Annotated in this window: 16 protein-coding genes and 1 pseudogene; 9 read left to right on the forward strand and 8 right to left on the reverse strand. The window is 72.2% G+C overall.

Features of this window, described 5'->3' with window-relative positions; genetic code table 11:
* The first annotated feature begins 464 nt into the window (after positions 1-464).
* Positions 465-914 (forward strand): PTS sugar transporter subunit IIA, encoded by a 450-nt coding sequence (locus ACZ7KF_RS12245; RefSeq protein ID WP_471072277.1) that lies wholly within the window; start codon positions 465-467, stop codon positions 912-914.
* A gap of 79 nt (positions 915-993) precedes the next feature.
* Complete coding sequence (gene ptsP / locus ACZ7KF_RS12250; protein ID WP_471072280.1) at positions 994-2,664, forward strand: phosphoenolpyruvate--protein phosphotransferase; 1,671 nt, start codon at positions 994-996, stop codon at positions 2,662-2,664.
* Between the two features lie 94 nt (positions 2,665-2,758).
* Here the strand turns inward: ptsP and ACZ7KF_RS12255 are convergent, their stop codons facing one another.
* Complete coding sequence (locus ACZ7KF_RS12255; RefSeq protein WP_471072283.1) at positions 2,759-3,652, reverse strand: hypothetical protein; 894 nt, start codon at positions 3,650-3,652, stop codon at positions 2,759-2,761.
* A gap of 200 nt (positions 3,653-3,852) precedes the next feature.
* Entirely contained in the window at positions 3,853-5,820 is a 1,968-nt protein-coding gene (locus ACZ7KF_RS12260) for an acetoacetate--CoA ligase (RefSeq protein WP_471072286.1), read from the reverse strand.
* Between the two features lie 213 nt (positions 5,821-6,033).
* Here ACZ7KF_RS12260 and ACZ7KF_RS12265 point away from each other — a divergent pair, with 213 nt between their 5' ends.
* Positions 6,034-8,394, forward strand: a complete 2,361-nt coding sequence (locus ACZ7KF_RS12265; RefSeq protein ID WP_471072289.1) for a glycoside hydrolase family 31 protein — start codon at positions 6,034-6,036, stop codon at positions 8,392-8,394.
* 10 nt (positions 8,395-8,404) lie between these two features.
* On the opposite strand, the gene ACZ7KF_RS12270 is transcribed toward ACZ7KF_RS12265, so the two are convergent.
* A complete protein-coding gene (locus ACZ7KF_RS12270; protein ID WP_471072292.1) occupies positions 8,405-8,941 on the reverse strand; it encodes an NUDIX domain-containing protein in 537 nt (178 codons plus the stop codon).
* 224 nt (positions 8,942-9,165) lie between these two features.
* On the opposite strand from ACZ7KF_RS12270, the gene ACZ7KF_RS12275 reads away from it, so the two are divergent.
* From ACZ7KF_RS12275 to glpK, 6 genes and pseudogenes are all read left to right on the forward strand, one after another.
* Positions 9,166-9,618, forward strand: a complete 453-nt coding sequence (locus tag ACZ7KF_RS12275) for a Zn-ribbon domain-containing OB-fold protein (protein ID WP_471072295.1) — start codon at positions 9,166-9,168, stop codon at positions 9,616-9,618.
* The gene (locus ACZ7KF_RS12280) at positions 9,615-10,805 is read left to right on the forward strand and encodes a lipid-transfer protein (RefSeq protein WP_471073384.1); all 1,191 of its coding nucleotides are present in this window, start codon (positions 9,615-9,617) and stop codon (positions 10,803-10,805) included. The genes ACZ7KF_RS12275 and ACZ7KF_RS12280 overlap by 4 nt, the downstream gene beginning before the upstream one ends.
* Positions 10,806-10,939: 134 nt before the next feature.
* Positions 10,940-12,592: an EAL domain-containing protein gene (locus ACZ7KF_RS12285; RefSeq protein ID WP_471072298.1), complete on the forward strand. Its 1,653-nt coding sequence runs from the start codon at positions 10,940-10,942 to the stop codon at positions 12,590-12,592.
* A gap of 349 nt (positions 12,593-12,941) precedes the next feature.
* Positions 12,942-13,067: a hypothetical protein gene (locus tag ACZ7KF_RS12290; protein ID WP_471072301.1), complete on the forward strand. Its 126-nt coding sequence runs from the start codon at positions 12,942-12,944 to the stop codon at positions 13,065-13,067.
* Between the two features lie 17 nt (positions 13,068-13,084).
* Positions 13,085-13,303 (forward strand): annotated as a pseudogene (locus ACZ7KF_RS12295) (aquaporin); the annotation flags it as partial.
* A gap of 123 nt (positions 13,304-13,426) precedes the next feature.
* Positions 13,427-14,956, forward strand: a complete 1,530-nt coding sequence (gene glpK / locus ACZ7KF_RS12300; protein WP_471072304.1) for a glycerol kinase GlpK — start codon at positions 13,427-13,429, stop codon at positions 14,954-14,956.
* Positions 14,957-15,198: 242 nt separating this feature from the next.
* Here glpK and ACZ7KF_RS12305 read toward each other — a convergent pair whose 3' ends face one another.
* The 5 genes from ACZ7KF_RS12305 to ACZ7KF_RS12325 are packed head-to-tail and all read right to left on the reverse strand — an operon-like array spanning position 15,199 to position 23,097.
* On the reverse strand, positions 15,199-15,804 hold the full coding sequence (locus tag ACZ7KF_RS12305) for a GTP-binding protein (RefSeq protein WP_471072307.1): 606 nt from the start codon (positions 15,802-15,804) through the stop codon (positions 15,199-15,201).
* The gene (locus ACZ7KF_RS12310) at positions 15,785-19,423 is read right to left on the reverse strand and encodes a hydantoinase B/oxoprolinase family protein (RefSeq protein WP_471072310.1); all 3,639 of its coding nucleotides are present in this window, start codon (positions 19,421-19,423) and stop codon (positions 15,785-15,787) included. The genes ACZ7KF_RS12305 and ACZ7KF_RS12310 overlap by 20 nt, the downstream gene beginning before the upstream one ends.
* 24 nt (positions 19,424-19,447) lie before the next feature.
* Positions 19,448-19,843 (reverse strand): DUF742 domain-containing protein, encoded by a 396-nt coding sequence (locus ACZ7KF_RS12315; RefSeq protein ID WP_225821845.1) that lies wholly within the window; start codon positions 19,841-19,843, stop codon positions 19,448-19,450.
* Positions 19,844-19,852: 9 nt separating this feature from the next.
* Positions 19,853-20,287, reverse strand: coding sequence for a roadblock/LC7 domain-containing protein (locus tag ACZ7KF_RS12320; RefSeq protein ID WP_471072314.1), 435 nt, complete (start codon positions 20,285-20,287; stop codon positions 19,853-19,855).
* A complete protein-coding gene (locus ACZ7KF_RS12325) occupies positions 20,284-23,097 on the reverse strand; it encodes a nitrate- and nitrite sensing domain-containing protein (protein WP_471072317.1) in 2,814 nt (937 codons plus the stop codon). Before ACZ7KF_RS12325 ends, ACZ7KF_RS12320 begins: the two co-directional genes overlap by 4 nt.
* Positions 23,098-23,424 lie beyond the last annotated feature (327 nt).

A 23,424-nucleotide genomic window follows, 5' to 3' on the forward strand; every position in this document is an offset into this window, starting at 1 on the left:
CAAAGGAACCTCGTCCCGATCGTGACGACCGGAGACGGGGTATCAACTAATCTGGCGTTGATTTTTGGCACGCTGTTGAGTTCTCAAGGAACGGTAGCTTCCTTTGTACTCACCCTCTCGGGCTTTCCTCCGGGCTTCCCTTCGGTGTTTCAAACTCTATCAGGGTTTTTCCGTCTCCCTGACCATCTCCCTACGGACACGCAGAAGACGATCCCGAGATAGGATCTGACGAGTTTGGGTGCTGCTCTGCGGTGACACTTTCGCGTCGCTCCGCCCGAAGCAGGAGTACGACTGTACACGGGGCCTCGGCGACCGTGCAAATCGACAGGGTTGGTGGTCTAGACCACTTGCTGGTAGGTTCCATACGGAACCGCCACTTCCTTTGACATACCCTGCTGCTCAGTGTGCCGTCAGGGACAGGCAGTGACGGCCCTACCTGCAGCTCCACTCCTGGGAGGCTTCCCATGACCACTGTGACGTCCCCGCTCGCTGGACGGGCCATCGGACTGGCCGCTGTGCCGGATCCGGTCTTCTCCGGGGCCATGGTCGGCCCGGGCACCGCGATCGACCCGGTGCGTGAGGCCTCCGAGGCCGTCTCGCCCGTGGACGGCGTCATTGTTTCCCTGCACCCGCACGCGTTCGTCGTGGTCGACGAGAGCGGACACGGCGTGCTCACCCACCTCGGCATCGACACCGTCCAGCTCAACGGCGAGGGCTTCGAGCTGCTCGTCAACAAGGGCGACACCGTGACCCGCGGCCAGGCCATCGTGCGCTGGAACCCCGCCGCCGTCGAAGCGGCCGGCAAGTCCCCCGTGTGCCCGGTCGTCGCGCTCGAAGCCACTGCCGAATCCCTCTCCGACCTCCGTGACGACGGTGACGTGAAGATCGGTGACAGCCTCTTCTCCTGGAACTGAGAGCAGTGCCGTCCCAGGGGCGGCGAACCGGACAACCATCGCGGCGGCGGGACCCGCCGCACTATCGGAGACGGGTGAGATGGAGACAACGCTGCGAGGCGTCGGCGTGAGCCATGGCGTGGCGATCGGCGAAGTACGGCACATGGGTACGGCGGTGCTGGAACCGCCGGCCAAGCAGATCCCCGCCGAGGAAGCCGAGCGGGAGCAGGGGCGCGCCCGTCAGGCCGTGGACGCCGTGGCCGCCGACCTGATGGCGCGCGGCAACCTGGCGGGAGGCGAAGCCCAGGCCGTGCTCGAAGCGCAGGCCATGATGGCCCAGGACCCCGAGCTGATCGCGGACGTGGACCGGCGGATCGCGGTCGGCAGCACCGCGGAGCGCGCCGTGTACGACGCCTTCGCGGCATACCGGGAGCTGCTGGCCGGTGCCGGTGAGTACCTCGCCGGGCGGGTGGCCGACCTCGACGACGTGCGGAACCGTATCGTCGCCCGGCTGCTGGGCGTCCCGATGCCGGGTGTCCCGGACAGCGACGAGCCCTATGTACTCGTGGCCCGGGACCTGGCCCCGGCCGACACCGCTCTGCTCGATCCGTCGCTGGTCCTGGGCTTTGTGACCGAGGAGGGCGGTCCGACCAGCCACAGCGCCATCCTGGCGCGCGCGCTGGGCGTGCCGGCCGTCGTGGCGCTGCCGGGTGCGGGCGAGCTGGCCGAGGGCACGATGATCGCCGTCGACGGCAGCACCGGCGATGTCTTCGTGAACCCGAGCGAGGAGAAGAAGGCGGAGCTGGAGAGCGCGGCTGCCGAGCGCAAGGCCGCGCTGGCGGCTTCGACGGGTCCCGGTGCGACGGCGGACGGGCACAAGGTGCCGCTGCTGGCCAACGTGGGAGGGCCCGCCGACGTACCGGCGGCCGTCGAGGCGGGGGCCGAGGGTGTCGGTCTCTTCCGTACCGAGTTCCTGTTCCTGGACGACAGCAAGAACGCTCCTTCCGAGGAGAAGCAGGTACAGGCCTACCGGCAGGTGCTGGAGGCGTTCCCCGAGGGCCGTGTGGTCGTGCGCGTGCTGGACGCGGGCGCGGACAAGCCGCTGGACTTCCTGACGCCGGCGGACGAGCCGAACCCCGCGTTGGGCGTGCGGGGGCTGCGGACGCTGCTCGACCACCCCGACGTTCTGCGGACCCAGCTGACGGCGCTGGCGAAGGCCGCCGAGGGACTGCCCGTCTACCTTGAGGTCATGGCCCCCATGGTGGCGGACCGCACGGATGCGAAGGCCTTCGCGGACGCCTGCCGTGAGGCGGGGCTGCGGGCCAAGTTCGGTGCGATGGTCGAGATCCCGTCGGCCGCGCTGCGGGCGCGTTCGATCCTGCAGGAGGTCGAGTTCCTCTCGCTCGGGACCAACGACCTCGCGCAGTACACGTTCGCGGCGGACCGGCAGGTGGGTGCGGTGTCCCGGCTGCAGGACCCGTGGCAGCCGGCGCTGCTGGACCTGGTCGCGCTGTCCGCCGAGGCGGCCCGGGCCGAGGGCAAGAGCTGTGGCGTGTGTGGCGAGGCCGCGTCCGACCCGCTGCTGGCCTGTGTGCTGACCGGTCTGGGTGTCACCTCCCTGTCCATGGGTGCGGCGTCGCTTCCGTATGTCCGCGCCACGCTGGCGAAATACACGCTGGCGCAGTGCGAGCGGGCCGCGGCGGCGGCGCGCGCGGCGGACAGCGCCGAGGAGGCGCGCAGCGCGGCTCAGGCGGTGCTGTCCGGCGAGTAGCCGTACCGGCGCCTTCGGTGTGTCGGTTCAGGGGCGTCCTGCTTTCGGGCAGGACGCCCCTGGCGTGTGCGGGCCGCTGTCCGTGGCCGTGGGGTCAGTGACGGTGGTCCGGTGCCGTGTCTTCCTCGCCGAGGGCGGGGGGCTCTCGGTAGTCCACGCCTGACTCGGGCGGGATGATGTCGCCGGATTCCACGTCGGTGCAGTAGGCGTCGAACACTTCGGAGGCCGTCAGCGCTTCGAGGGCTCCGCCGCGCAGTCGCCAGCCGTAGACACGGTCGGGCGTTCCGGTGGCGCTGGTGCGCATGACGAGTCCGCCGGGGCTGCGGGTCGCGAGTCCGAGGGCGAGGACGCTGGTGAATTCGAGGGCCTCGGCCTCGTCCAGGCGGGTTGCGCCGTGGGGGTCCGGGTCGCCGTGCAGGACGGAGACGAGGGTGTCCGGTGGTCCGGAGACGGTGCACACGAGGTGCCGGTCGCCGGGCGGGGCGGTGTCGAGGATGCGGACCACGAGATCGGAGGCGCGGGTGAAGGCCGCCCTGCCGATGTCCTCGCCGCAGGTGGGGCAGGGTCCCAGGCGGCTCAGAAGGGTGGTGGCGTACTCCCAGGTGGCCTGGCGTACGGCTTCGTCCACGAGTGCGGGCAGGAGGTCGGTGAGCGGGCGGCCGTCGTAGGGGACGGTGGGGCCGGTGGCCGCGAGTTCCGCGGTGAACCGGGTGCGGCTGGCCGCTGCCTCGGGGTCGAGGCCGGTGTCCGCGCAGTACGCGGCGTAGTCCTCGGGGTCGAAGAGGGCGAGTGTGGTGTGGGTGCCCTCCGCGGCTCGGGTCTTGAGCACGGCCTCCAGTTGCTGGAGGTAGGTCGCGTGGTCGTCGAAGGTGAAGCTGCGGTAGCGCCGCATGGCGCGGAAGTCGTGGTCGTCGGTGAGTACGCCGATGGTGCCCGCGATCTCGCGGTGCAGGGCGCGTCGCATGGTCCGGTGGTCGGTGTGCGCCATGTTTCCCCCAAGTGCGCAGTCGATCAATGCTCACTCACCGTAACCGGCGGCACTGACAACGGCAGTGCCGCCGGCGGTCGCGCATCGGGTGGTGGGGGTGTCTGCGCAGCTCAGGGCCCCGCTGGGGGACGGAGGGGTCCCGGACGGCCGGGGTGGGCGGCGGGTCGGGACCGTGTGCGGAGGGTGTTCTTCCCAGGGGTTCAGGCGCGCTTGCGGGCGAGTTCCTCGTAGAAGCCGAGCAGGGTGAGGTCGTCGATGGATCCGGGATTGACGGCCTTTTCCCTGGGGGTGCCCTGCAGCAGGCGCTTGACCGGGACCTCGATGCGCTTGCCGGTGAGGGTGTGCGGGATTCCGGGCACCTCGATGATCTCGTCGGGGAGGTGGCGCGGTGAGAGGTGTTCGCGGATGGCCCGCTTGACGCGGTCCACGAGCGCCTCGTCGAGGACCGCGCCGGGCGCAAGGTGCACGAACAGCGGCATCCAGTAGCCGCCGTCGGGCTGTTCGATGCCGATGACCAGGGATTCCCTGATCTCGGGCAGACGCTCGACGACCTCGTAGATGTCGGCCGAGCCCATCCGCACGCCCTGCCGGTTGAGGGTGGAGTCGGAGCGGCCGTGGATGATCACGGTCCCGCGTGAGGTGACGGTGATCCAGTCGCCGTGGCGCCAGACGCCGGGGTAGGTGTCGAAGTAGCTGCCGTGGTAGCGGCTGCCGTCGGGGTCGTTCCAGAAGTGGACCGGCATGGACGGCATGGGGTTGGTGACGACCAGTTCGCCGACCTCGTCGATGAGGGGCTTGCCGCTCGGGTCCCAGGACTGCAGGTCGGTGCCGAGGGCGGGCGCCTGGAGTTCGCCGGTGTACACGGGGAGGGTGGGGACGGCACCGGCGAAACAGGAGCAGACGTCCGTGCCGCCGCTGACGGAGGCGATCCACAGGTCGTCGCGGACCTCGTCGTGCAGCCAGCGGAAGCCGTCGGGGGGCAGGGGGGAGCCGGTGGTGGCGACGCACCGCACCGTGGAGAGGTCGTGGTCGCGGGACGGGTGGACGCCGGCCTTGCGGCAGGCCATGACGTAGGCGGCGGACGTTCCGTAGAGGGTGGCTCCGGTGCGTTCGGCCACCCGCCACTGGGCGCCCGTGTCCGGGTAGCCGGGGCTGCCGTCGTACAGGACGATCGTGGTGCCCGTGAGCAGGCCGGAGACGAGGAAGTTCCACATCATCCAGCCGGTCGAGGTGTACCAGAAGAAGCGGTCCTCGGGGCCGATGTCGCAATGCAGGCCGAGCTGCTTGAGGTGTTCGACCAGGATGCCGCCCTGCGACTGGACGATGGCCTTGGGCAGGCCGGTGGTGCCGGAGGAGTACAGCACCCAGAGCGGGTGGTCGAACGGGACCTGTTCGAAGACCGGCTCGGCGTCCCCGGCCGTCAGCTCCGACCATTCCAGGGCGCCTTCGGGGGCCTCCGTGCCGAGCAGCGGGATGTGGACGACGGCGCGCACGGTGGGCAGCTCGCGGCGCAGCTCGGCGACGATCTCGCGGCGGTCGTGTTCCTTGCCGCCGTAGCGGTACCCGTCGACGGTGAACAGGACGACGGGTTCGACCTGCTGGAAGCGGTCGAGGACGCTGCGGGCGCCGAAGTCGGGCGCGCAGGAGGTCCAGACGGCGCCGACGGCCGCCGTGGCGAGCAGGGCGACGACGGCCTGGGGGATGTTGGGGAGGTAGCCGCTGACGCGGTCGCCGGGGCGTACGCCGAGCGCGCGGAGCCGGTCGGCGAGGGATCCGACCTGGCGGCGCAGCTCGGACCAGGTCACCGGGCGGGGCTCGTGGGACTCGTCCACGTACAGGAGGGCGGGTTCGTCCGCGCGGTCGGCCGCGGCGCGCAGGGCGTGTTCGGCGTAGTTGAGGGTGGCGCCGGGGAACCACTGGGCGCCGGGCATGGCGCGGTCGCCGAGCACGCGCGTGCAGGGCGTCGAGAACCGTACGTCGAACCACTCGGTGACGGCTTTCCAGAAGGTGTCCAGCTGCTCGACGGACCACCGGTGCAGGGCCGGGTAGCCGCCGTCGGCCGGAGCGCCGTGCTGTTCGGCGGCCCATGCCTGGAACTGGGTGATGCGGGCCTGGGCGATCCGCTCGGGATCGGGCTGCCAGAGCGGCTGGGGGTTCGCGGTCGACATGGGAGGCTCCCGGACTGTGCGCGTCGTGTGCGTCGGTCCGCGCACGGGCTGGGGTGTGCGCGTGACGCGGCTGACAGGGACGATGCCATGTGATCGACTTCTACACCAGGGTGCGCTCCACATAGTCCATGTCATGAAGATGTGGCCTCGGCACTGGTGAACGAGAGTTGAACAGCACGCGCGGGTGGGGCGCTCAGTGGCAGGGTGAGCAGCATGGACGGTCGTGACCTGGTGCGTTCGGTGAGTGTGGTCGGTTCGGGAAGGGCGGCTCGGGGGTTGCGTACCATGCGTGCGGCGTGGCGCAGGCGGCGTATCGACGCGGCGGGGCTGCCGCGGCGGGGCCCCGAGCGGGCCCGGGTGCCCGGGCAGGTGCGGGGCGCGGAGCCGGGTCCGGGCGGTGGCGTGATCCGGTTCAGCCGCTCCGAGCTGAGGATCGTCGTGGCCGTGAACGGGGCGGTGTTCTGGGGGTGGGACGGGGCGGCCCCGGAGCCGTCGTACGCGCTCGCGGGGGCCTCTCCCGAGCCGGATCCGCGGGTGGTGCTGGAGCCGGACAAGGACGGCGGCTGGCGGGTGGTGGCGGAGCGGGTGACGGTCGTGGTGTCGCGGCACGGTGCGGTGCGGGTGTGCACACCGGGCGGGGTGATGCTGCGGCACGATCTGCCGCCGCGCTGGTGGGAGCCGGTCGACGGGGGTGCGGCGCGTTGGGTGCAGCGGTCGGAGGTGGCGGCGGACGCCCGGTTCTTCGGCCTGGGCGGGCGTGCGTCCGGGCCCCGGCTGCGGGACGGCGGGTATCGCCTGTGGAACACCGATCCGGGCCGCGCGTTCGGCCCCGGTGACGATCCGCTGTATCTGACGATGCCGGTGCAGGTGGTGGTGGCGGATGCCGGTACGCATCTGGTGTTCCACGACACCACCTGGGACGGCACGGTGGTGCTGCAGGAGGGCGAGGAAGGCGCCGGGTCCGGGCACGACCGGGCGGGGCGCTGCGAGATGCGGATGGACGGCGGTCCGCTGCGCTGCTGGGTGATGGCGGGGACTCCCGCGCGCGTGCTGCACACGTGGGCGTCGCTGACCGGGGCGCCCGCGCTGCCGCCGGCGTGGGCGCTGGGGCACCAGCACGCCCGGGGGGGCTTCGGCAGCGAGCAGGAGGTGCGCCGGATCGTCGCGGGCTACCAGGAGCGCGGGCTGCCGCTGGACGCCGTGCACCTCGACATCGATCACCACGACGACCATCAGGTGTTCACCGTCGACCAGGAGCGCTTCCCCAAGTTGCCGGTGCTGGCCGAGGAGCTGCGCCGGGACGGGATCCGGCTGGTGTCGACCGTCGGTCCGGCGGTGCGGGCGGAACCGGGGAATGCCGTGTACGAGAGCGGTTCGGCCGCGGATGCCTTCGTGCGGGACGCGCGGGGCCGGACGGTGCGGGGTGTCGCCTGGGCCGGCGAGTCGGTGTTCCCCGATTTCACGGACGCACGCGTGCGTGCCTGGTGGGGCGGGCTCTACGAGGAGCGGCTCGGTCAGGGGTTCGCGGGTTTCTGGCACGACATGAACGAGCCGACGTCGTTCAGCGCGTTCGGTGAGCCGACGCTGCCGCGTTCGGCCCGGCACGCCCTGGAGGGGCGCGGCGGTGACCATCGGGAAGCACACAACGTGTATGCGCTGTGCATGGCCCAGGCGGCCTACCGAGGGCTGCGCGAGCTGGCGCCGCGGGAGCGGCCCTTCCTGTTCTCCCGTTCGGGCTGGGCGGGGCTGCAGCGGTACGGGGGCACCTGGTCGGGAGATGTGGCGACGGGCTGGCCGGGGCTGCGGGCGTCGCTCTCGCTGGTGCTGGGGCTGGGGCTGTGCGGGGTGCCGTACTCGGGTCCGGATGTGGGGGGTTTCGACGGCAGTCCGTCGCCGGAGCTGTATCTGCGCTGGTTCCAGCTGGGCGCGTATCTGCCGCTGTTCCGCACCCACGCGAGTCTGCGGGCGGGGCGCAGGGAGCCCTGGGAGTTCGGTGCCGAGGTGCTGGAGCACGCGCGCGGGGCGCTGCTCGAACGCCGGCGGTTGCTGCCGTACTTCCTGACGCTGGCGCGGCTGGCCCGGCGGACGGGCGCGCCGTATGTGCGGCCGCTGTGGTGGTCGGCGCCGGAGGATCGTGCTCTGCGCGACTGTGAGGACACGTTCCTGTTGGGCGACAGCCTGCTGGTGGCCCCGGTCCTGGAGGCCGGCGCCGACCGGCGCGCGGTGCAGCTGCCGCGGGGCCGCTGGTACGACACGGTGACGGAGGAGGTCCACGAGGGGCCGGGGCAGGTGGTCGTCGAGGCGCCGCTGTCCCGGATACCGGTGCTCGCGCGCGCGGGCGCGGTGCTGCCCGTGCGCGGCGGTGACGGTGGGCTGGAGCTGGAGGTGTGGGCGCCCGCGCGGGGACGCGCCGGGGGCGGAGTGGTCGTGCCGGACGCGGGCGACGGGTGGGACGACCCGGAGGTCGAACGCTATGTCGCCCGCCGGCAGGGTGGCCGGGTGGTGGTCACCCGGGATGGCGAGCAGGGTGTGACCGAGCCGCCCTATCCGGTGCGGGTGCGGGGGCTCGGCTGAACCGCCCGGCTCACAGGTAGCGGCCCTCGAACCACGCCTTGACGGCCACCGTGTGCAGCGGGAAGGCGAGTTCCTCGGGCCTGCGCAGCAGCTGCCAGCCCTCGGTCTCGTCGGTGGGACCGGAGGGCGGCAGCCCGTCGGCCGGGCGTTCCGGCAGCGCTCCGAACAGCAGCAGGTGCCCGTCGGGTGAGCTCATGGCGTCCACGAGCCGTACATCGCGGGCGGCCGCGTCGATACCGGTCTCTTCCCTGAGTTCGCGTACGACGGCCTGCTTCCAGTCCTCGCGGTCGTCGACGTAGCCACCGGGCAGGGCGGTGCCTCCGCGCGCGGGGGCGACGGTGCGGGTGATGACGACGAGGGCCGTGCCCTTGGTGTCGTACACGGGCTGCAGCGCGATCGCGACCGGCAGCGGGTTGCGGTAGGCGGCGGACCCGCAGGACGGGCAGGTGCGCGGCCAGCCGGAGACGCCCTCTCCGTAGGGTGCTCCACAGCTCGAACAGTGGGACCCCGGTGCGGAGTTGGCAGATGGGTGCTGAGTTTCGGACACGCGCGGACTGTATCCGATCAGGGGAGGGGCTCGTTCCGGCGGTGAAGCGCCAGTAACGGGCGAAATCAGGAGAGGCGGCCGGAATCACCCCCGTCGGTCCCGGCCGCCCCTCGTGTACCACGACGCCATCGGGAGCCGTTCGGTTCACGGAATCGGCCTGCCCATTTCAGATTGCGCATGGCACACTTCTGACGCTTCGTCAGACAACGTCTCGGGGAGGACCTTTGCCGCACACACGCAAGCCCGCGGTCACCGGCTGGTTCACCGGCGAGGGGGACGGTTTCCGCCTCCTGGGCACCCGCTGCACGGCCTGCACCTCGGTCTTCTTCCCTCGCGAGGACACCCACTGCCGCAACCCGCACTGCGCCGGCGGCCCCCTGGAGGAGGTCTCGCTGTCGCGGAGAGGCCGCATCTGGTCCTACACCGACAGCCGGTACCGTCCACCGTCACCCTATGTGAGCAACCCGGAACTTCCCTGGGAGCCCTACGCGTTGATCGCGGTGGAGCTGGAGGCCGAGCGGATCGTGGTGCTGGGCCAGGCCGCTCCCGGGGTCACCGTCGCCGATCTGACGGTGGGCGGGGAGGTGGAGATCGTCCCGGGGGTGCTGCACGAGGACGAGGACACGGAGACGGCGTGGACGATCTGGCACTGGCGGCCGACGGGGGTGACGGCGTGACGGACGACGTGGCGGTGCTCGGCGCGGGGATGCACCCATGGGGCAAGTGGGGCCGCGACTTCGTGGAGTACGGGACGGCAGCGGCCCGCGCGGCACTCGCGGACGCCGGTCTGGACTGGCGGGACATCGGCTCCGTCGTGGGCGCGGACACGGTGCGCGGCGGCTATCCCGGGTATGTCGCGGGGGCCACGTTCGCCAAGGCCCTGGGCTGGCAGGGAGCCCGGGTGAGCAGTGTGTACGCGGCGTGCGCGTCCGGGGCCCAGGCCGTCGCGGCGGCGCGCGCGCAGATCCTCGCCGGTCTCGCGGACGTGGTCCTCGTGGTGGGCGCGGACGCCGCCCCCAAGGGTTTCTTCCGGCCCGCGGGCGGGGATCGCCCCGACGATCCGGACTGGCTGCGTTTCCGCCTGCTGGGCGCGACGAACCCGGCGTACTTCGGGCTGTACGCGCGGCGGCGGATGGCGGTGCACGGGGACACACCGGAGGACTTCGCGCTGGTCAAGGTGAAGAACGCCGCGCTCGGGGCGCTCAACCCGTACGCCCGCTACCGCAAGCGGGTCACCGCCGAGGAGGTGGCCGCGTCCGCGGTGGTCGCCGATCCGCTGCGCCTGCTGGACATCTGCGCCACCTCCGACGGCGGTGCCGCCCTGGTCCTGTCCAGCCTGGACTTCGCGCACCGGCACGGTGTCGCCCGGCCGGTGCGGATCCGGGCGGTGTCCACCGTGACCCCCCGCTTCCCGAACACCGTGCTGGATCTGCCGGACATCGCCACGGACTGCGCGGTCGCGGTGGCAGCCCCGGCCGAGAGCTTCCGGGCGTCCATCGCCCGGGCCGCCTACGAGGAGGCGGGCATCGGCCCCGAGGACCTGTCCCTCGCCGAGGTGTACGACCTGTCCACCGCGCTGGAGCTGCAGTGGTACGAGGACCTGGGGCTGTGCGGCGAAGGGGAGGGCGCGAAGCTGCTCCGGGAGGGAGCGACCGGGCCCGGCGGCCGGACACCCGTGAACACCAGCGGCGGACTGGCCTCCTTCGGGGAGGCGGTGCCGGCCCAGGCCATCGCCCAGGTCTGCGAGCTGACCTGGCAGTTGAGAGGCACGGCGGGAGACCGTCAGGTCGCCGGGGCACGGGCGGGCATCACCGCCAACCAAGGGCTGTTCGGACACGGGTCCTCGGTGATCGCCGTGCGCTGAGCGATCCGGGGCGAAAGCGACGTACGCGGCGCGGGAGGCGCGGGACCGCCCACGCTGTGTCACCACCCCGGAATCCTGCGTGAACGTCTCATGAACTGCGCCTGGGGGTGCTCGCCCGGCGCCATCATGCTCCCGTGCACTCCTGGACGGATACTCTCCGCTTCGCCTTCCAGCCGGTGGTCAACCTGAGGACGGGCGCGGTCGCCGCACTGGAGGCACTCGCCCGCCCGGAAACCGGCGACATCCTGGCCGAGGCCCGCCGGGATCCGGAGCTGGACGGCAGACTCGCCGTGTCGGCGCTCCGCGCGGCCGCCCGCAAGGAGAGCCTGCTGCCGCTGCATCTGAACGTGTTCGCCGCCACGCTCGCCGACCTCGGGGGCCTGACTCCGCTGCACGACGCCGTACGCGGAGAGGGGCGCATGCCCTGGGAGGTGACGCTCGACATCGTGCCGCCCTACACGCACGTGCCGCAGCGCGCCCTCCTGGAGGCGGTGGCCTCGCTGCGGCGACAGGGGTTCCGGATCAGCGCGGACGGCATCGGGGACGGCGACGTACCGCTCAGGCTGCTCGCGGACCTCTCCCCCGACCTGGTCAAGCTCGACTCCTCGCTGCTGGCGCGACCGGCCGCGGTGCGCGCCATGCGGACCCTGTGCGAGGAGCTGGGCGCCCTGGTCGCGGTCGAGGGCGTGGAGACGGAACTTCAGTGCGCCGCGGCCCTGTCGGCCGGCGCGCAGCTGGCACAGGGCGAACTGTTCGCACCACCGGCCCGGATTCCCGCGGCGGACGTATACGTTCCGCCCCTTGCCGCCGGTGTCGTGGCCGTGCCCCGCTCCGGGCCGTCGGTGCGCGAGTTCGTGCGGCCCGCCGCCCTTCTCCCCCTGACCGCTTCGGCGGGGCAGGTACGGGCCCTGCTGACCGGCTCTCCGGACGTCTCCGGGGTGCTCCTGGTGGACCCGTCCGGGCGGCCCGTCCGCTCGGTGCACCGTTCGCGCTTCCTGCTGTCGATGTCCGGCCCCTACGGGCACGCCCTGTACGCCGACCGGCCGGCTTTCAAACTGGGTGACGCGCCCCGCGCCGTCGGCGTCGACGCCACCGCCTGGGAGGTGCTGGACGTGGTGGCGATCGGCGGCCGGGACCGGACCTCCGACGACGTGGCGGTGGTCGACGCGCAGGGCCGGTGCGTGGGGGTCGTACGGCTGGCGGATCTGGTGCGGGCGCTGGCCGAGAGCCGGGTGGAGGAGGCGGCCGGGCTCAACCCGCTGACCCGGCTGCCGGGTTCGGACGCGATCGTGGGCGAGGTGGACCGGCGGATCCTCGACGGGCGGACGTTCGCGCTCAGCTGGCTGGACATCGATCACTTCAAGCAGGTCAACGACGGCGCGGGGTTCGCCGCGGGCGACGAGCTGATCCGCGCGGTGGGCCATGCTCTCCAGCGGGCGATCGCCGGGCACACGCGCGTGGGACACATCGGCGGGGACGACTTCCTGGTGCTGGCCGACGAGGAGGCGCTCGATCCGCTGGCGGCCGCCGTGCTGGACGCCTCCTGGTCGGTGGCCGGCCGGCCGGTCACGCTCTCCCTGGCGACCGTCGTCTGCGGGCCGGGCAGCGTGAACGACCATCACCAGGCCGCCGCCCAGCTCGCCCCGCTGAAGAAGGCCGCCAAGGCGCTGACCGGTGCGAGCTGGGTGCTCGGGCGGGCCGGGCTCCCCGGCCACGAGGTCCGGCGCGGCGGCCCGGGGCCGGCCCCGGCGCAGGCCGGAAGCGCGGCGGCCGAGCCGCAGTGGTGAACCGCTCCCCCTTGACCGTCCGTCGCGGCCCGCCCGACGCGCCGAGGCCGGCGAGCAGGTCGGTGTCACTGTTGCCGTCGGCAACCTTGACGCCCCCGGGACGCCGGTGAACACTTCCCGGTGTCGGTCGACATCGCCGTACATTCTCGGAGTTATCAGGCACCACGGCACGGGTCCGTCCTGCTCCACGGCCCGGCTCTCCAGGGCGATCCGGCTGCGACGGCACGCTCGTCACGGACGCCGAGCGGGGCGCGGGGACCTCCCTGCCTTCGGCTGAAGTCGCCCAGGGAACCGTCCCGTACGGCAGGGCCGGGGCCGATCGCCTCCTACCGGCGCCAAGGGAGCCGCCATGAGCAACGGAGACATTTTCGTCGGCGAGGTCATCGGCACCGCGATCCTGATCCTGTTCGGTGCGGGCGTCTGTGCCGCCGTCACCTCAGGTATTCCAAGGCGCGGGCCTCCGGCTGGGTCGTGATCGCGTTCGGCACCGAGCTGATCGTCTCCCTGCTCGTCGTGGGCATCGGCCTCTGCCTCGGCGGTCCCACCGGCTACGCCGTCAACCCGGCCCGCGACCTCGGCCCGCGTATCGTGCACACCCTGCTGCCGATCCCCCGCAAGGGCACCTCCGACTGGGGTTACGCCTGGATCCCGGTCGTCGGCCCGCTGATCGGCGGAGCACTCGCCGGCCTCGTCCACCACGCGGCTTTCTGACCCGACCCCGGCTCCGGCCCCCTCCTTCCGCAACTCCGGTTCCCGGCAGCCTGGCGTCCAGCCGGCTTCCGGCCCCCACGCGGCCTTCGGGCCAGCGATCCGACCAGCGACCCAGGGACAGCCATGACGGACACCGCCGACACGTATGTCGCCGCCATCGACCAGGGCACCACGTCCAGCCGCTGCATCGTCTTCGATCACGGCGGCGCGATCGTCGCCGTCGACCAGCGCGAGCACCGGCAGATCTTCCCCAAGCCCGGCTGGGTGGAGCACGACGCCGGCGAGATCTGGTCCAAGGTGCAGGCCGTGGTGGCGGGGGCGCTGGCCAGGGCGGGGCTGCGCGCCGACCAGCTGAGCGCTCTCGGCATCACCAACCAGCGGGAGACCACGGTCCTGTGGGACCGGGCCACGGGCAAGCCCGTGCACAACGCGATCGTCTGGCAGGACACCCGTACCGCGGCCTTGTGCGCCGAACTGGGCGGCGCGGACGGCCAGGACCGCTTCCGCGAGCGGACCGGACTGCCGCTGGCCAGCTATTTCTCCGGGCCCAAGGCCGCCTGGCTGCTGGACCATGTGCCCGGCCTGCGCCGGCGCGCCGAACGCGGGGAGATCGCGTTCGGAACCATCGACTCCTGGCTGATCTGGAACCTCACGGGCGGCATCGAAGGAGGCCGGCACGTCACCGACGTCACGAACGCCGGCCGCACCATGCTGATGAACCTGGACACCCTTCAGTGGGATCCCTCCATCCTGTCCGCGATGAACGTGCCCGAGGCCGTGCTGCCCGAGATCAGGTCCTCCGCCGAGGTGTACGGCACCGCGGTCGGACAGCTGTCCGGGGTGCCCGTCGCCGCGGCGCTGGGCGACCAGCAGGCCGCCGTGTTCGGGCAGGCCTGCTACGACGTCGGCACCGCGAAGAACACCTACGGCACCGGCAGCTTCCTGCTGCTGAACACCGGCAACCGGCCGGTGCCGTCCAAGAACGGGCTGCTGACGACGATGGGCTACAAGATCGGCGGGGAGGCGCCGGTGTACTGCCTGGAGGGGTCCATCGCGATAACGGGCGCGCTGGTCCAGTGGTTCCGCGACCAGCTCGGAATCATCCGGACCGCCGACGAGATCGAGACGCTGGCGGCGAGCGTCGACGACAACGGCGGCGCCTACATCGTGCCGGCGTTCTCCGGCCTGTTCGCGCCCTACTGGCGCTCCGACGCGCGCGGAGTCGTCACGGGACTCACCCGGTACGTCACGAAAGCCCACCTGGCACGCGCGGTGCTGGAGGCGACGAGCTGGCAGACCCGAGAGGTCGTGGACGCGATGTACCAGGACTCCGGGGTACGGATCAGCGCGTTGAAGGTCGACGGCGGCATGACCCGGAACGGCCTGCTCATGCAGCACCAGGCGGACGTCCTCGGGGCACCGGTGATCCGGCCCCGCGTGTCGGAGACGACGTGCCTGGGTGCCGCCTACGCGGCCGGCCTGGCCACGGGCGTGTGGAACGGCCTGGAGGAGCTGAAGTCGCACTGGCGCGAGGACGCGGAGTGGACACCGTCGATGGAGCCGGCGGTCCGCGACCGCGAGTACCGGAACTGGCGCAGGGCCGTCGAGAAGAGCCTCGGCTGGCTGGCGGAGGAGAGGGCGGACGGGGCGTAGCGGCGCGGGAACCGCAGGCACGCGCGCGTGGCGCCGCGCACAGGACCGCGGCCCGTACCCCAGTCGGCGGGGGTACGGGCCGTGCCTGTCGGCCGGCACCGCGGGAGGACGACGCGTGCGGCAGGGCGGCGACGGGGCGGGGCGTCCGTGCGGCCGGAACGGCGGCCCGGACGGACGGGGCGGGGCGTCCGGACGGACGGGGCCGTTCGCACGGCGGCGGGAAGGAGCCGCCGTGCCGGGGGTCAGCCGATGGCGGCCCGGCGGCGGTCGGCCGCGTACTCCATCGCGTGCTGGACGAGCCCGATGAGTACTTCCTTGACCGTCTCCCGGTCACGGGCGTCGCACAGCAGGACGGGCACATCGGCGTCCAGGTCGAGGGCCTGGCGGACGGACTCGATGGGGTAACGGGCGGCGCCTTCGAAGCAGTTGACGCCGACGAGGAAGGGGATGGAACGCCGCTCGAAGTAGTCGACGGCGGCGAAGCAGTCCTCCAGGCGGCGTGTGTCGGCGAGGACGACGGCGCCCAGCGCGCCCTCGGACAGCTCGTCCCACATGAACCAGAACCGTTCCTGCCCGGGCGTGCCGAAGAGGTAGAGCACCAGGTCCTCGCGCAGGGTGATGCGACCGAAGTCCATGGCCACCGTGGTGGTGTGCTTGCCCTCCACGCCGCTGGTGTCGTCCACGGGCCGGCCGGCCTCGGTGAGCAGTTCCTCGGTGCGCAGCGGCCTGATCTCGCTGACCGCGCCGACGAGGGTCGTCTTGCCCACGCCGAAGCCGCCGGCCACGAGGATCTTGAGCGTGACGGGCTCGACCGGAGGCTTGCCGCGCTCAGTACGCCCGAGGATCATCGATCTCTTCTCCTGCTTGATGGGTATCGGGCAGCGGTCGGCCGTAGCCGCCGCCACCTGGGGTTTCGATGACGAGTACGTCGCCTGGGCCGACGTCGGCGGAACCGCTGCCGCCGAGGTCGGTGACCGTGCCGTCGGCACGCTCCACCCGGTTGGCGCCGAGCGCTCCGGGATCCCCGCCCGCCATGCCGTACGGGGGCACGCGGCGGTGCTGGGAGAGGGTGGAGACGGTCATCGGTTCGAGGAACCGGATGCGGCGCACGGCGCCGTCGCCGCCGCGCCACCGCCCGGCGCCGCCACTCCCCCGCCGGACGGCGAACTCCTCCAGCCTGACCGGCAGCCGCCACTCCAGGATCTCCGGGTCGGTGAGCCGGGAGTTGGTCATGTGGGTCTGGACCACGTCGGCGCCGGGGAAGCCGTCGCCGGCACCGGATCCGGAGGCGACGGTCTCGTAGTACTGGTGCCGCGCGTTGCCGAAGGTGACGTTGTTCATGGTGCCGGAGCCCTCGGCCTGGACGCCGAGCGCGGCGTAGAGGGCACCGGTGATGGCCTGGGAGGTCTCGACATTGCCCGCGACGACGGCGGCGGGCGGCTCGGGAGCGAGCATCGAGCCGGGCGGCACGACGATGTCCAAGGGGCGCAGACAGCCGTCGTTGAGCGGGATGTCGTCGGCGACCAGGGTGCGGAAGACATACAGGACGGCCGCGTTGACGACCGCGAAGGGCGCGTTGAAGTTGCCGGCGAGCTGCGCGGAGGTGCCGGTGAAGTCGATCGTCGCCCGGCGCTCGGCCCGGTCGACGTGCACGCGGACCCGGATGACGGCGCCGGAGTCCGTCTCGTAGGCGTACTCGCCGTCGTTGAGGGCGTCGATGACGCGGCGGACGGCTTCCTCGGCGTTGTCCTGGACGTGCCGCATGTAGGCCTGGACGACGTCGAGGCCGAACTCCTCGATCATGCGGCGGACCTCGTCGACGCCCTTCTGGTTGGCGGCGATCTGGGCGCGCAGGTCGGCGAGGTTGGTGCGCGGGTTCCGGGACGGGTACGGCGCCTCGGTGAGCAGGCGGCGGGTCTCCTCCTCGCGGAAGCGGCCGTTCTCGGCGAGGAGCCAGTTGTCGAAGAGGACGCCCTCCTCCTCGATGGTGCGGCTGTGGGCCGGCATGGAGCCGGGGGCGATGCCGCCGATCTCGGCGTGGTGGCCTCGTGAGGCGACGTGGAAGAGGATCCGCTGCTCACTGTGCGTGTCCGTGGTCCCGCTGGTGTCGAAGACGGGGGTGATCACGGTGACGTCCGGCAGGTGTGTACCGCCGTGGTACGGGTCGTTGACGGCGTAGGTGTCGCCCGGCCGCATGGCGGAGCCGCGGCGGCGGATGACCTCTTTGACACTGGTGCCCATGGAGCCCAGGTGGACGGGGATGTGGGGGGCGTTGGCCACCAGGTTTCCGTCCGGGTCGAACAGGGCGCAGGAGAAGTCCAGCCGCTCCTTGATGTTCACGGACTGGGCCGTGGACTCCAGCCGGGCGCCCATCTGTTCGGCGATCGACATGAAGAGGTTGTTGAAGACTTCCAGCAGAACCGGATCGGATTCCGTGTCGAGATCGGAACTCTGTGTAATCGCCGTGCGTTCCATGAGCAGATGCCCGTCATCGGTCGCGGCGGCCCGCCAGCCGTCGTCCACGACGGTCGTGGCACCGGCCTCCGTGATGATCGCGGGGCCGGTGACGGTCTCGCCGGGCGGAAGGGCCTCCCGGCGGTGGAGGGGTACGTCGCGCCAGGTACCGCCGGTATGGAGACGGACGGTACCGGGTGCCTGGGAGCGACCCTCGTACGGAGCGAGGGCGGAGAGATCGGGGGGTGCGGTGATGCCGGTGGCTTCGACGGAGAGGGCTTCCACGACGACGGGGCGGTCGAGCGTGAAGGAGTATGTGGCGCGATGACGCTCTTCGAAGGCGTGCCGCATGGCGTCGGGTTCGGCCAGCTCGACGGTGAGGGTGGTGTCGGTGCCGTCGTAGCGGAGCTGGGCGCGACGGGTGACCCGGATGTCGTTCCGGGGGACGTCCTCGGCGAGGAGTTCGGCGCGTGCCGCGGCCTCCAGGCCGTCGGCCGTCTCGCGGATGCCGGGCATGGCGGCGGCTTCCAGGGGCGCCTCCACGGACTGTTCGCGCATGGCCGTGGTGTCGGCGAGGCCGATCCCGAGCGCGGAGAGGACGCCGGCCATGGGAGGCACGAGGACGGTGCGGATGCCGAGCGAGTCGGCGACGCGGCACGCGTGCTGGCCGCCCGCTCCGCCGAAGGTGGTCAGGGCGTAGCGGGTGACGTCATGGCCCTTCTGTACGGAGATCCGCTTCACGGCGTTGGCGATGTTGGCGACCGCGATCTGCAGGTAGCCCTCGGCCACCTGCTCCGGGGTGCGGTCGTCGCCGGTGCGCCGGCGGATCTCGCGCGCGAGGGCGGTGAACCGGTCGCGGACCAGGCCGGCGTCCAGTGGCTGGTCGCCGTCGGGGCCGAACACGGCGGGGAAGTGGGCGGGGTGGATGCGGCCGAGCATCACGTTGGCGTCGGTGACGGTCAGCGGACCGCCCGCGCGGTAGCAGGCGGGCCCGGGGGCGGCGCCGGCCGAGTCGGGGCCGACCCGGTAGCGGGTGCCGTCGAAGTGCAGGACGGAGCCGCCGCCCGCGGCGACGGTGTGGATGTCCAGCATGGGCGCGCGCAGCCGGACGCCCGCGATCTGTGTGGTGAATACACGTTCGTACTCGCCGGCGAAGTGCGAGACGTCGGTGGAGGTGCCGCCCATGTCGAAGCCGATGACGCGGTGGTGGCCGGCGCGCTGCGACATGCGGGCCATGCCGACGATGCCGCCGGCGGGCCCGGAGAGGATGGCGTCCTTGCCGCGGAACTGTCCGGCTTCGGTCAGCCCCCCGTTGGACTGCATGAACATGAGGCGTACGCCCCGCAGCTCCTCGGCGACGTGTCGTACGTAGCGGCGCAGCACGGGCGAGAGGTAGGCGTCCACGACGGCGGTGTCTCCGCGCGGGACGATTTTCATCAGGGGGCTGACCTCGCTGGACAGCGAGATCTGCGGGAAGCCGATGCGGGCGGCGAGTTCACCGACGGCGTGTTCGTGGCCGGGGTGGAGGTGGCTGTGCAGGCAGACGACGGCGACCGCGCGGATCCCGTCGTCGTAGGCCTCCTGGAGGGGGGCGGCCAGGGCGTGCAGGTCGGGGGCGCGCAGGACGGTGCCGTCGGCGGCGACGCGTTCGTCCACTTCGACGACCCGCTCGTGGAGCAGCTCGGGCAGCTCGATGTGGCGGGCGAAGATGTGGGGGCGGTTCTGGTAGGCGATGCGCAGGGCGTCGCGAAAACCGCGGGTGACGACCAGGAGGGTGCGCTCGCCCTTGCGTTCCAGCAGGGCGTTGGTGGCGACCGTGGTACCCATGCGGACGGCTTCGACGGGCTCCTGGGAGCCGCCGAGGAGTTCCCGCACCCCGGCCACGGCGGCGTCGGCGTACCGTGCCGGGTTGTCGGACAGCAGTTTGTGCGTGAGCAGCCGGCCGTCGGGGCGACGCGCGACGATGTCGGTGAAGGTGCCGCCTCGGTCGACCCAGAACTGCCAGCCAGTCACGTCACTACCCCGCTTCCGCGCCGGTCACAGCGCCCGGAGGCCGTTGATCACGTCGCGCAGAATACTCTCGTCCGGCAGCTCGGCCGGGGGCACCGGGCGGTTCACGTGGACGAGTTCGGCGTGCACCAGATCGCCGATGAGCACCCGGACCACGCCGATGGGCAGGTCGAGTTCCGCGGCGAGTTCGGCGACCGACTGCGGCTCGTCCCGGCAGAGGCCGACGATGTCCACGTGTTCGGGGGACAGCGTCGGGTCCGATTCCGGGTCGCCGGCGTCGTGCTCCGTGACGACCACCGCGATCAGATCGAGGCGGTGCTGGGCCGCACTGGTGGTGCGGCCCCGCGTCATCGCGTACGGACGGACAACCGGCCCGGCCTCGTCGTCGAACCAGTGGCTTCTTCCTTGACCGTCTCCGCTCATGTCATCCCACTACCCGCCTGCGGGCAGATCGGTGCGCGGGGCGGTGCCCAGATGGACGCCGACCCGCTTGACCAGGAGCGTCATCTCGTAGGCGACCTGCCCGACGTCGGAGTCGGCGTCGGAGAGGACGGCGAGACAGCTGCCGTCCCCGGCGGCGGTGACGAAGAGGAAGGCGTCGTCCAGCTCGACCACCGTCTGCCGGACGCTGCCCGCCTCGAAGTGGCGGCCCACTCCCTTGGCGAGGCTGTGGAAGCCGGACGCCACGGCGGCCAGATGCTCGCTGTCCTCCCTGGTCAGGTCCGTGGACGCGCCGGTGGCCAGGCCGTCGCCGGACAGGATGACGGCCTTGCGGATGCTGGCGACCCGATCGACGAGGTCGTCCAGGAGCCAGTTCAGCTCCCCCTTGTTGGTCGCCGAGTGGCCGGTCGCCTTCGGTGCGGTCATCGACCGTCCCCCTTAGTCGTTCCTTGTGCTGTGCCGTTCTGGGCCCCGTCGCCCGCGGCGTTCTCCTCACGGCCGCGCTGCCAGCCGCGCTGGAGCGAGGCCATCCGGCTGCGGACCTCTTCGGCATCGCGGTCGGCGGGCTGCGCCGCGCGTTCGGCGTGCCGTTCGGTGTCCTGCTTGAGCTGGGGAGCCAGGCTGGCCTGGCGTACGCGCCGGGGCAGCGGCCCGGTACCCGGCTCGGGGGCCGTGTCGCCGGCCGATCCGGTCGTGCCGTGGCGGGAGGGTGCCGTGTCCGCCGGGCCGCCGGAGGACGCCTGGGGCCGGGTGCGCCTGGGCAGTGCCGGGGCCTCGGGGGTCGCGGCGTCGGTTTCGGCGGGGGTCGCGGCGCGGTCTTCGGCGCGGTCGACCGGTCCCGTGGGGCGCCGGGCGGCGCTACCGCGACGGCGCGCGGGCAGCGGGGCCAGTCCGCCGGTGTCGGCGCGGTGCGGAGCGGCGGAGCTCGCGGGGTCCGGTTCGCCGCGGCGGGGCCGCGGCTCGGTGACGGGCTTGCCGTGCGAGCTGACCAGCTTGGGCGTCTGCCGCCGGGGCAGTGACAGGGGCTCGCGGCCACCGCTCTCCTCGGGCGGCAGCCGGTCGGCCGGCGCGGTGGCCGACCGCTCGTCGTCCGGCCGGGCTCGACGGGGGCGGAACAGACCGCCGCGCTCGCTGTCGTCGTCCGGGAGAGCACCGGGGAAGCCGTCCAGCGCGTCGAGATCGACGGGGGCCTCCAGCTCGACCGGGCCGTCCAGCAGGGAGGTCGGCAGGCCGGGCAGTTGCAGGGGGGCCGAGGACCGGCCGGCGGTCCGGCCCAGCGCCTGGTCGCCGCCCTGCGCGGGCCGTTCCCGGTCGAGCCGGAAGCCGATGCCGTTGGTGTCCGGGACGTCGTCGGTGAGCAGCGCGTCGGGGATGAACACCACGGCGGTGGTGCCGCCGTACGGCGACGGCTGGAGGGAGACCCGGACGTTCTGGCGCTGGGCGAGGCGGCTGACCACGAACAGGCCCAGCCGGTCGGTGTCGGAGAGCTCGAACTCGGGGGTTTCGGCCAGGCGCAGATTGGCGTCCAGGAGTGCCTCGGCCGTCATGCCGAGACCGCGGTCGTGGATCTCCAGGGTGAAGCCGTTGGCGACCCGCTCGCCGATGACCTGGACGGCGGTGTGCGGGGGCGAGAAGACGGTGGCGTTCTCCAGGAGCTCGGCCACGAGATGGGTGAGGTCGGCGACGGCGGGCCCGGTGACGGCGACACGCGGCAGGCGCCGGACCTCGATGCGCTCGTAGTCCTCCACCTCGGCGACGGCGGCACGGACGACGTCCATCAGCTGCACGGGCCGGCGCCACTGCCGGGAGGGCGCGGCCCCGGAGAGGATCACCAGGCCCTCGGCGTGCCGGCGCATGCGGGTGGTGAGATGGTCCAGGCGGAACAGGTCGGCGAGTTCGTCGGTGTCCTCGGTCCGGCGCTCCATGCTGTCGAGCAGCGTGAGCTGCTTGTGCAGCAGCACCTGGCTGCGGCGGGCGAGGTTGACGAAGACCTCGGAGACGCCGGCCCGCAGCTCGGCCTGTTTGACGGCGGCCTCGACGGCCGCGCGCTGCAGCGTGTTGAGGGCCTGTCCGACCTCGCCGATCTCGTTCTTGTCGTACTCCAGCCGGGGCACCTCGGTCTCGACGTCGACCTGTTCCCCCGCGGAGAGCCGGCGCATCACGCTGGGCAGCCGGACACCGGACGCCTCGTGCGCCTCCAGGCGCAGCTGACGCAGGTCACGGACGAGGGTACGGCCGACCCGGATCGAGAGGACGACGGAGAGGAGCAGTGCGACCAGTCCGAGAACGCCCGCGACGGCCGCCTGGACGATGACGCCGATCGCCACGGGGCGCATCCGGTCCTGGAAGCGGTCGCCGGCGTGGTCGTCGAGGGAGCCGAGTTCGTCCAGGACGGTCGCCGCGGTGGAGTCCCAGCCCTTGGCGCTGACACCGCGGGGGGTGCCGGAGCGCGTGGCGATGGCGCTCCGTTCGGCGACGCGCAGCGGGGCCGTGGTGGCGTTGTTCCAGAAGCGTTCGTAGCGATCGCGTTCGCCGGCGGGCAGCAGCGGGAGGCTGATGTCGTAGAGGAGGGTGCGCTGGGCGGCGAGGTCGGAGATCTCCTGGGACTCTTCCCGGGTGAGCCGGCCGACGACGAGGGAGGAGCCGAGCAGGGCGTCCTCACGGGAGAGCAGCTCGCGGGCGCGGCTGAGGTTGACCAGGGCGCGGGCCTCCTTGTCGGCTTCGACGTCGTCGATGCCGTCCAGAGAGGCGAGCAGCGCGAAGCAGGGGTCCACGAGGCGGTTGTAGAGGCCGTACGCCTGGGCACGGGTGACGGTGCCCTCCTCGACGCCGCGGCGCAGGGAGTCGACCCCGGCGAAGGCGTCCAGGACGGTGGTCAGGCGTTCGCTGTCGTCCGCGTCCATGCCGGACCGAAGGTCATGGTCCTTGGCGTTCTTGCGGATCTCGGAGATCGCCCGGTCGGTGGCGGTGCGGGTGCGGTGCAGCGCCGAGAGCGCCTCGGAGGCCCGCGGGTCGGCGAGGTAGACGAGGGTCTGGCGGCGCTCCTGCTGGAGGACGCGGACGGTGTCCTCGGTGGGGTAGCCGATCTCCTCGACGACGTCGGACACGTGGAAGAGCTGGGCCACTTCGCGCCCGGTGAGTACCGTGGCGAAACCCCACACGGCGATCAGGGACAGCAGCGGCACGAGAAGCAGCACCACGATCTTCCGGCGGATCGACTTCCCGCGAAAGCGCATGGCCTCCCCCAGCTCGACCCCCGCCGGCCGGGGGTGTTCATGTCCGTCAGCAAACGGCGCGAGCCTACTACCGCCTCACAGTTAACTCGAAGACATGTCCGGAGGGTGAACTTCCGCACCGGCGGCGAGAGATACCGAGTTGTCCGGGCATTGCGGGAGATTGCCACCGCGATCCGGGGACCCGGGCCCGGCCTACGGCTGCGTCATCGACGGGCGGTTGGCCGAATTTTTTCGCCGGTGGGGAATCTTCGAGCCATCTCGTTCGTCCTTCTCTATGGGAATTGGGAGCGGAATGGGCCACAGGAGCCGCATCCCGCACCCCGGCGG

It is taken from the genome of Streptomyces sp. NPDC038200 (assembly GCF_055600785.1).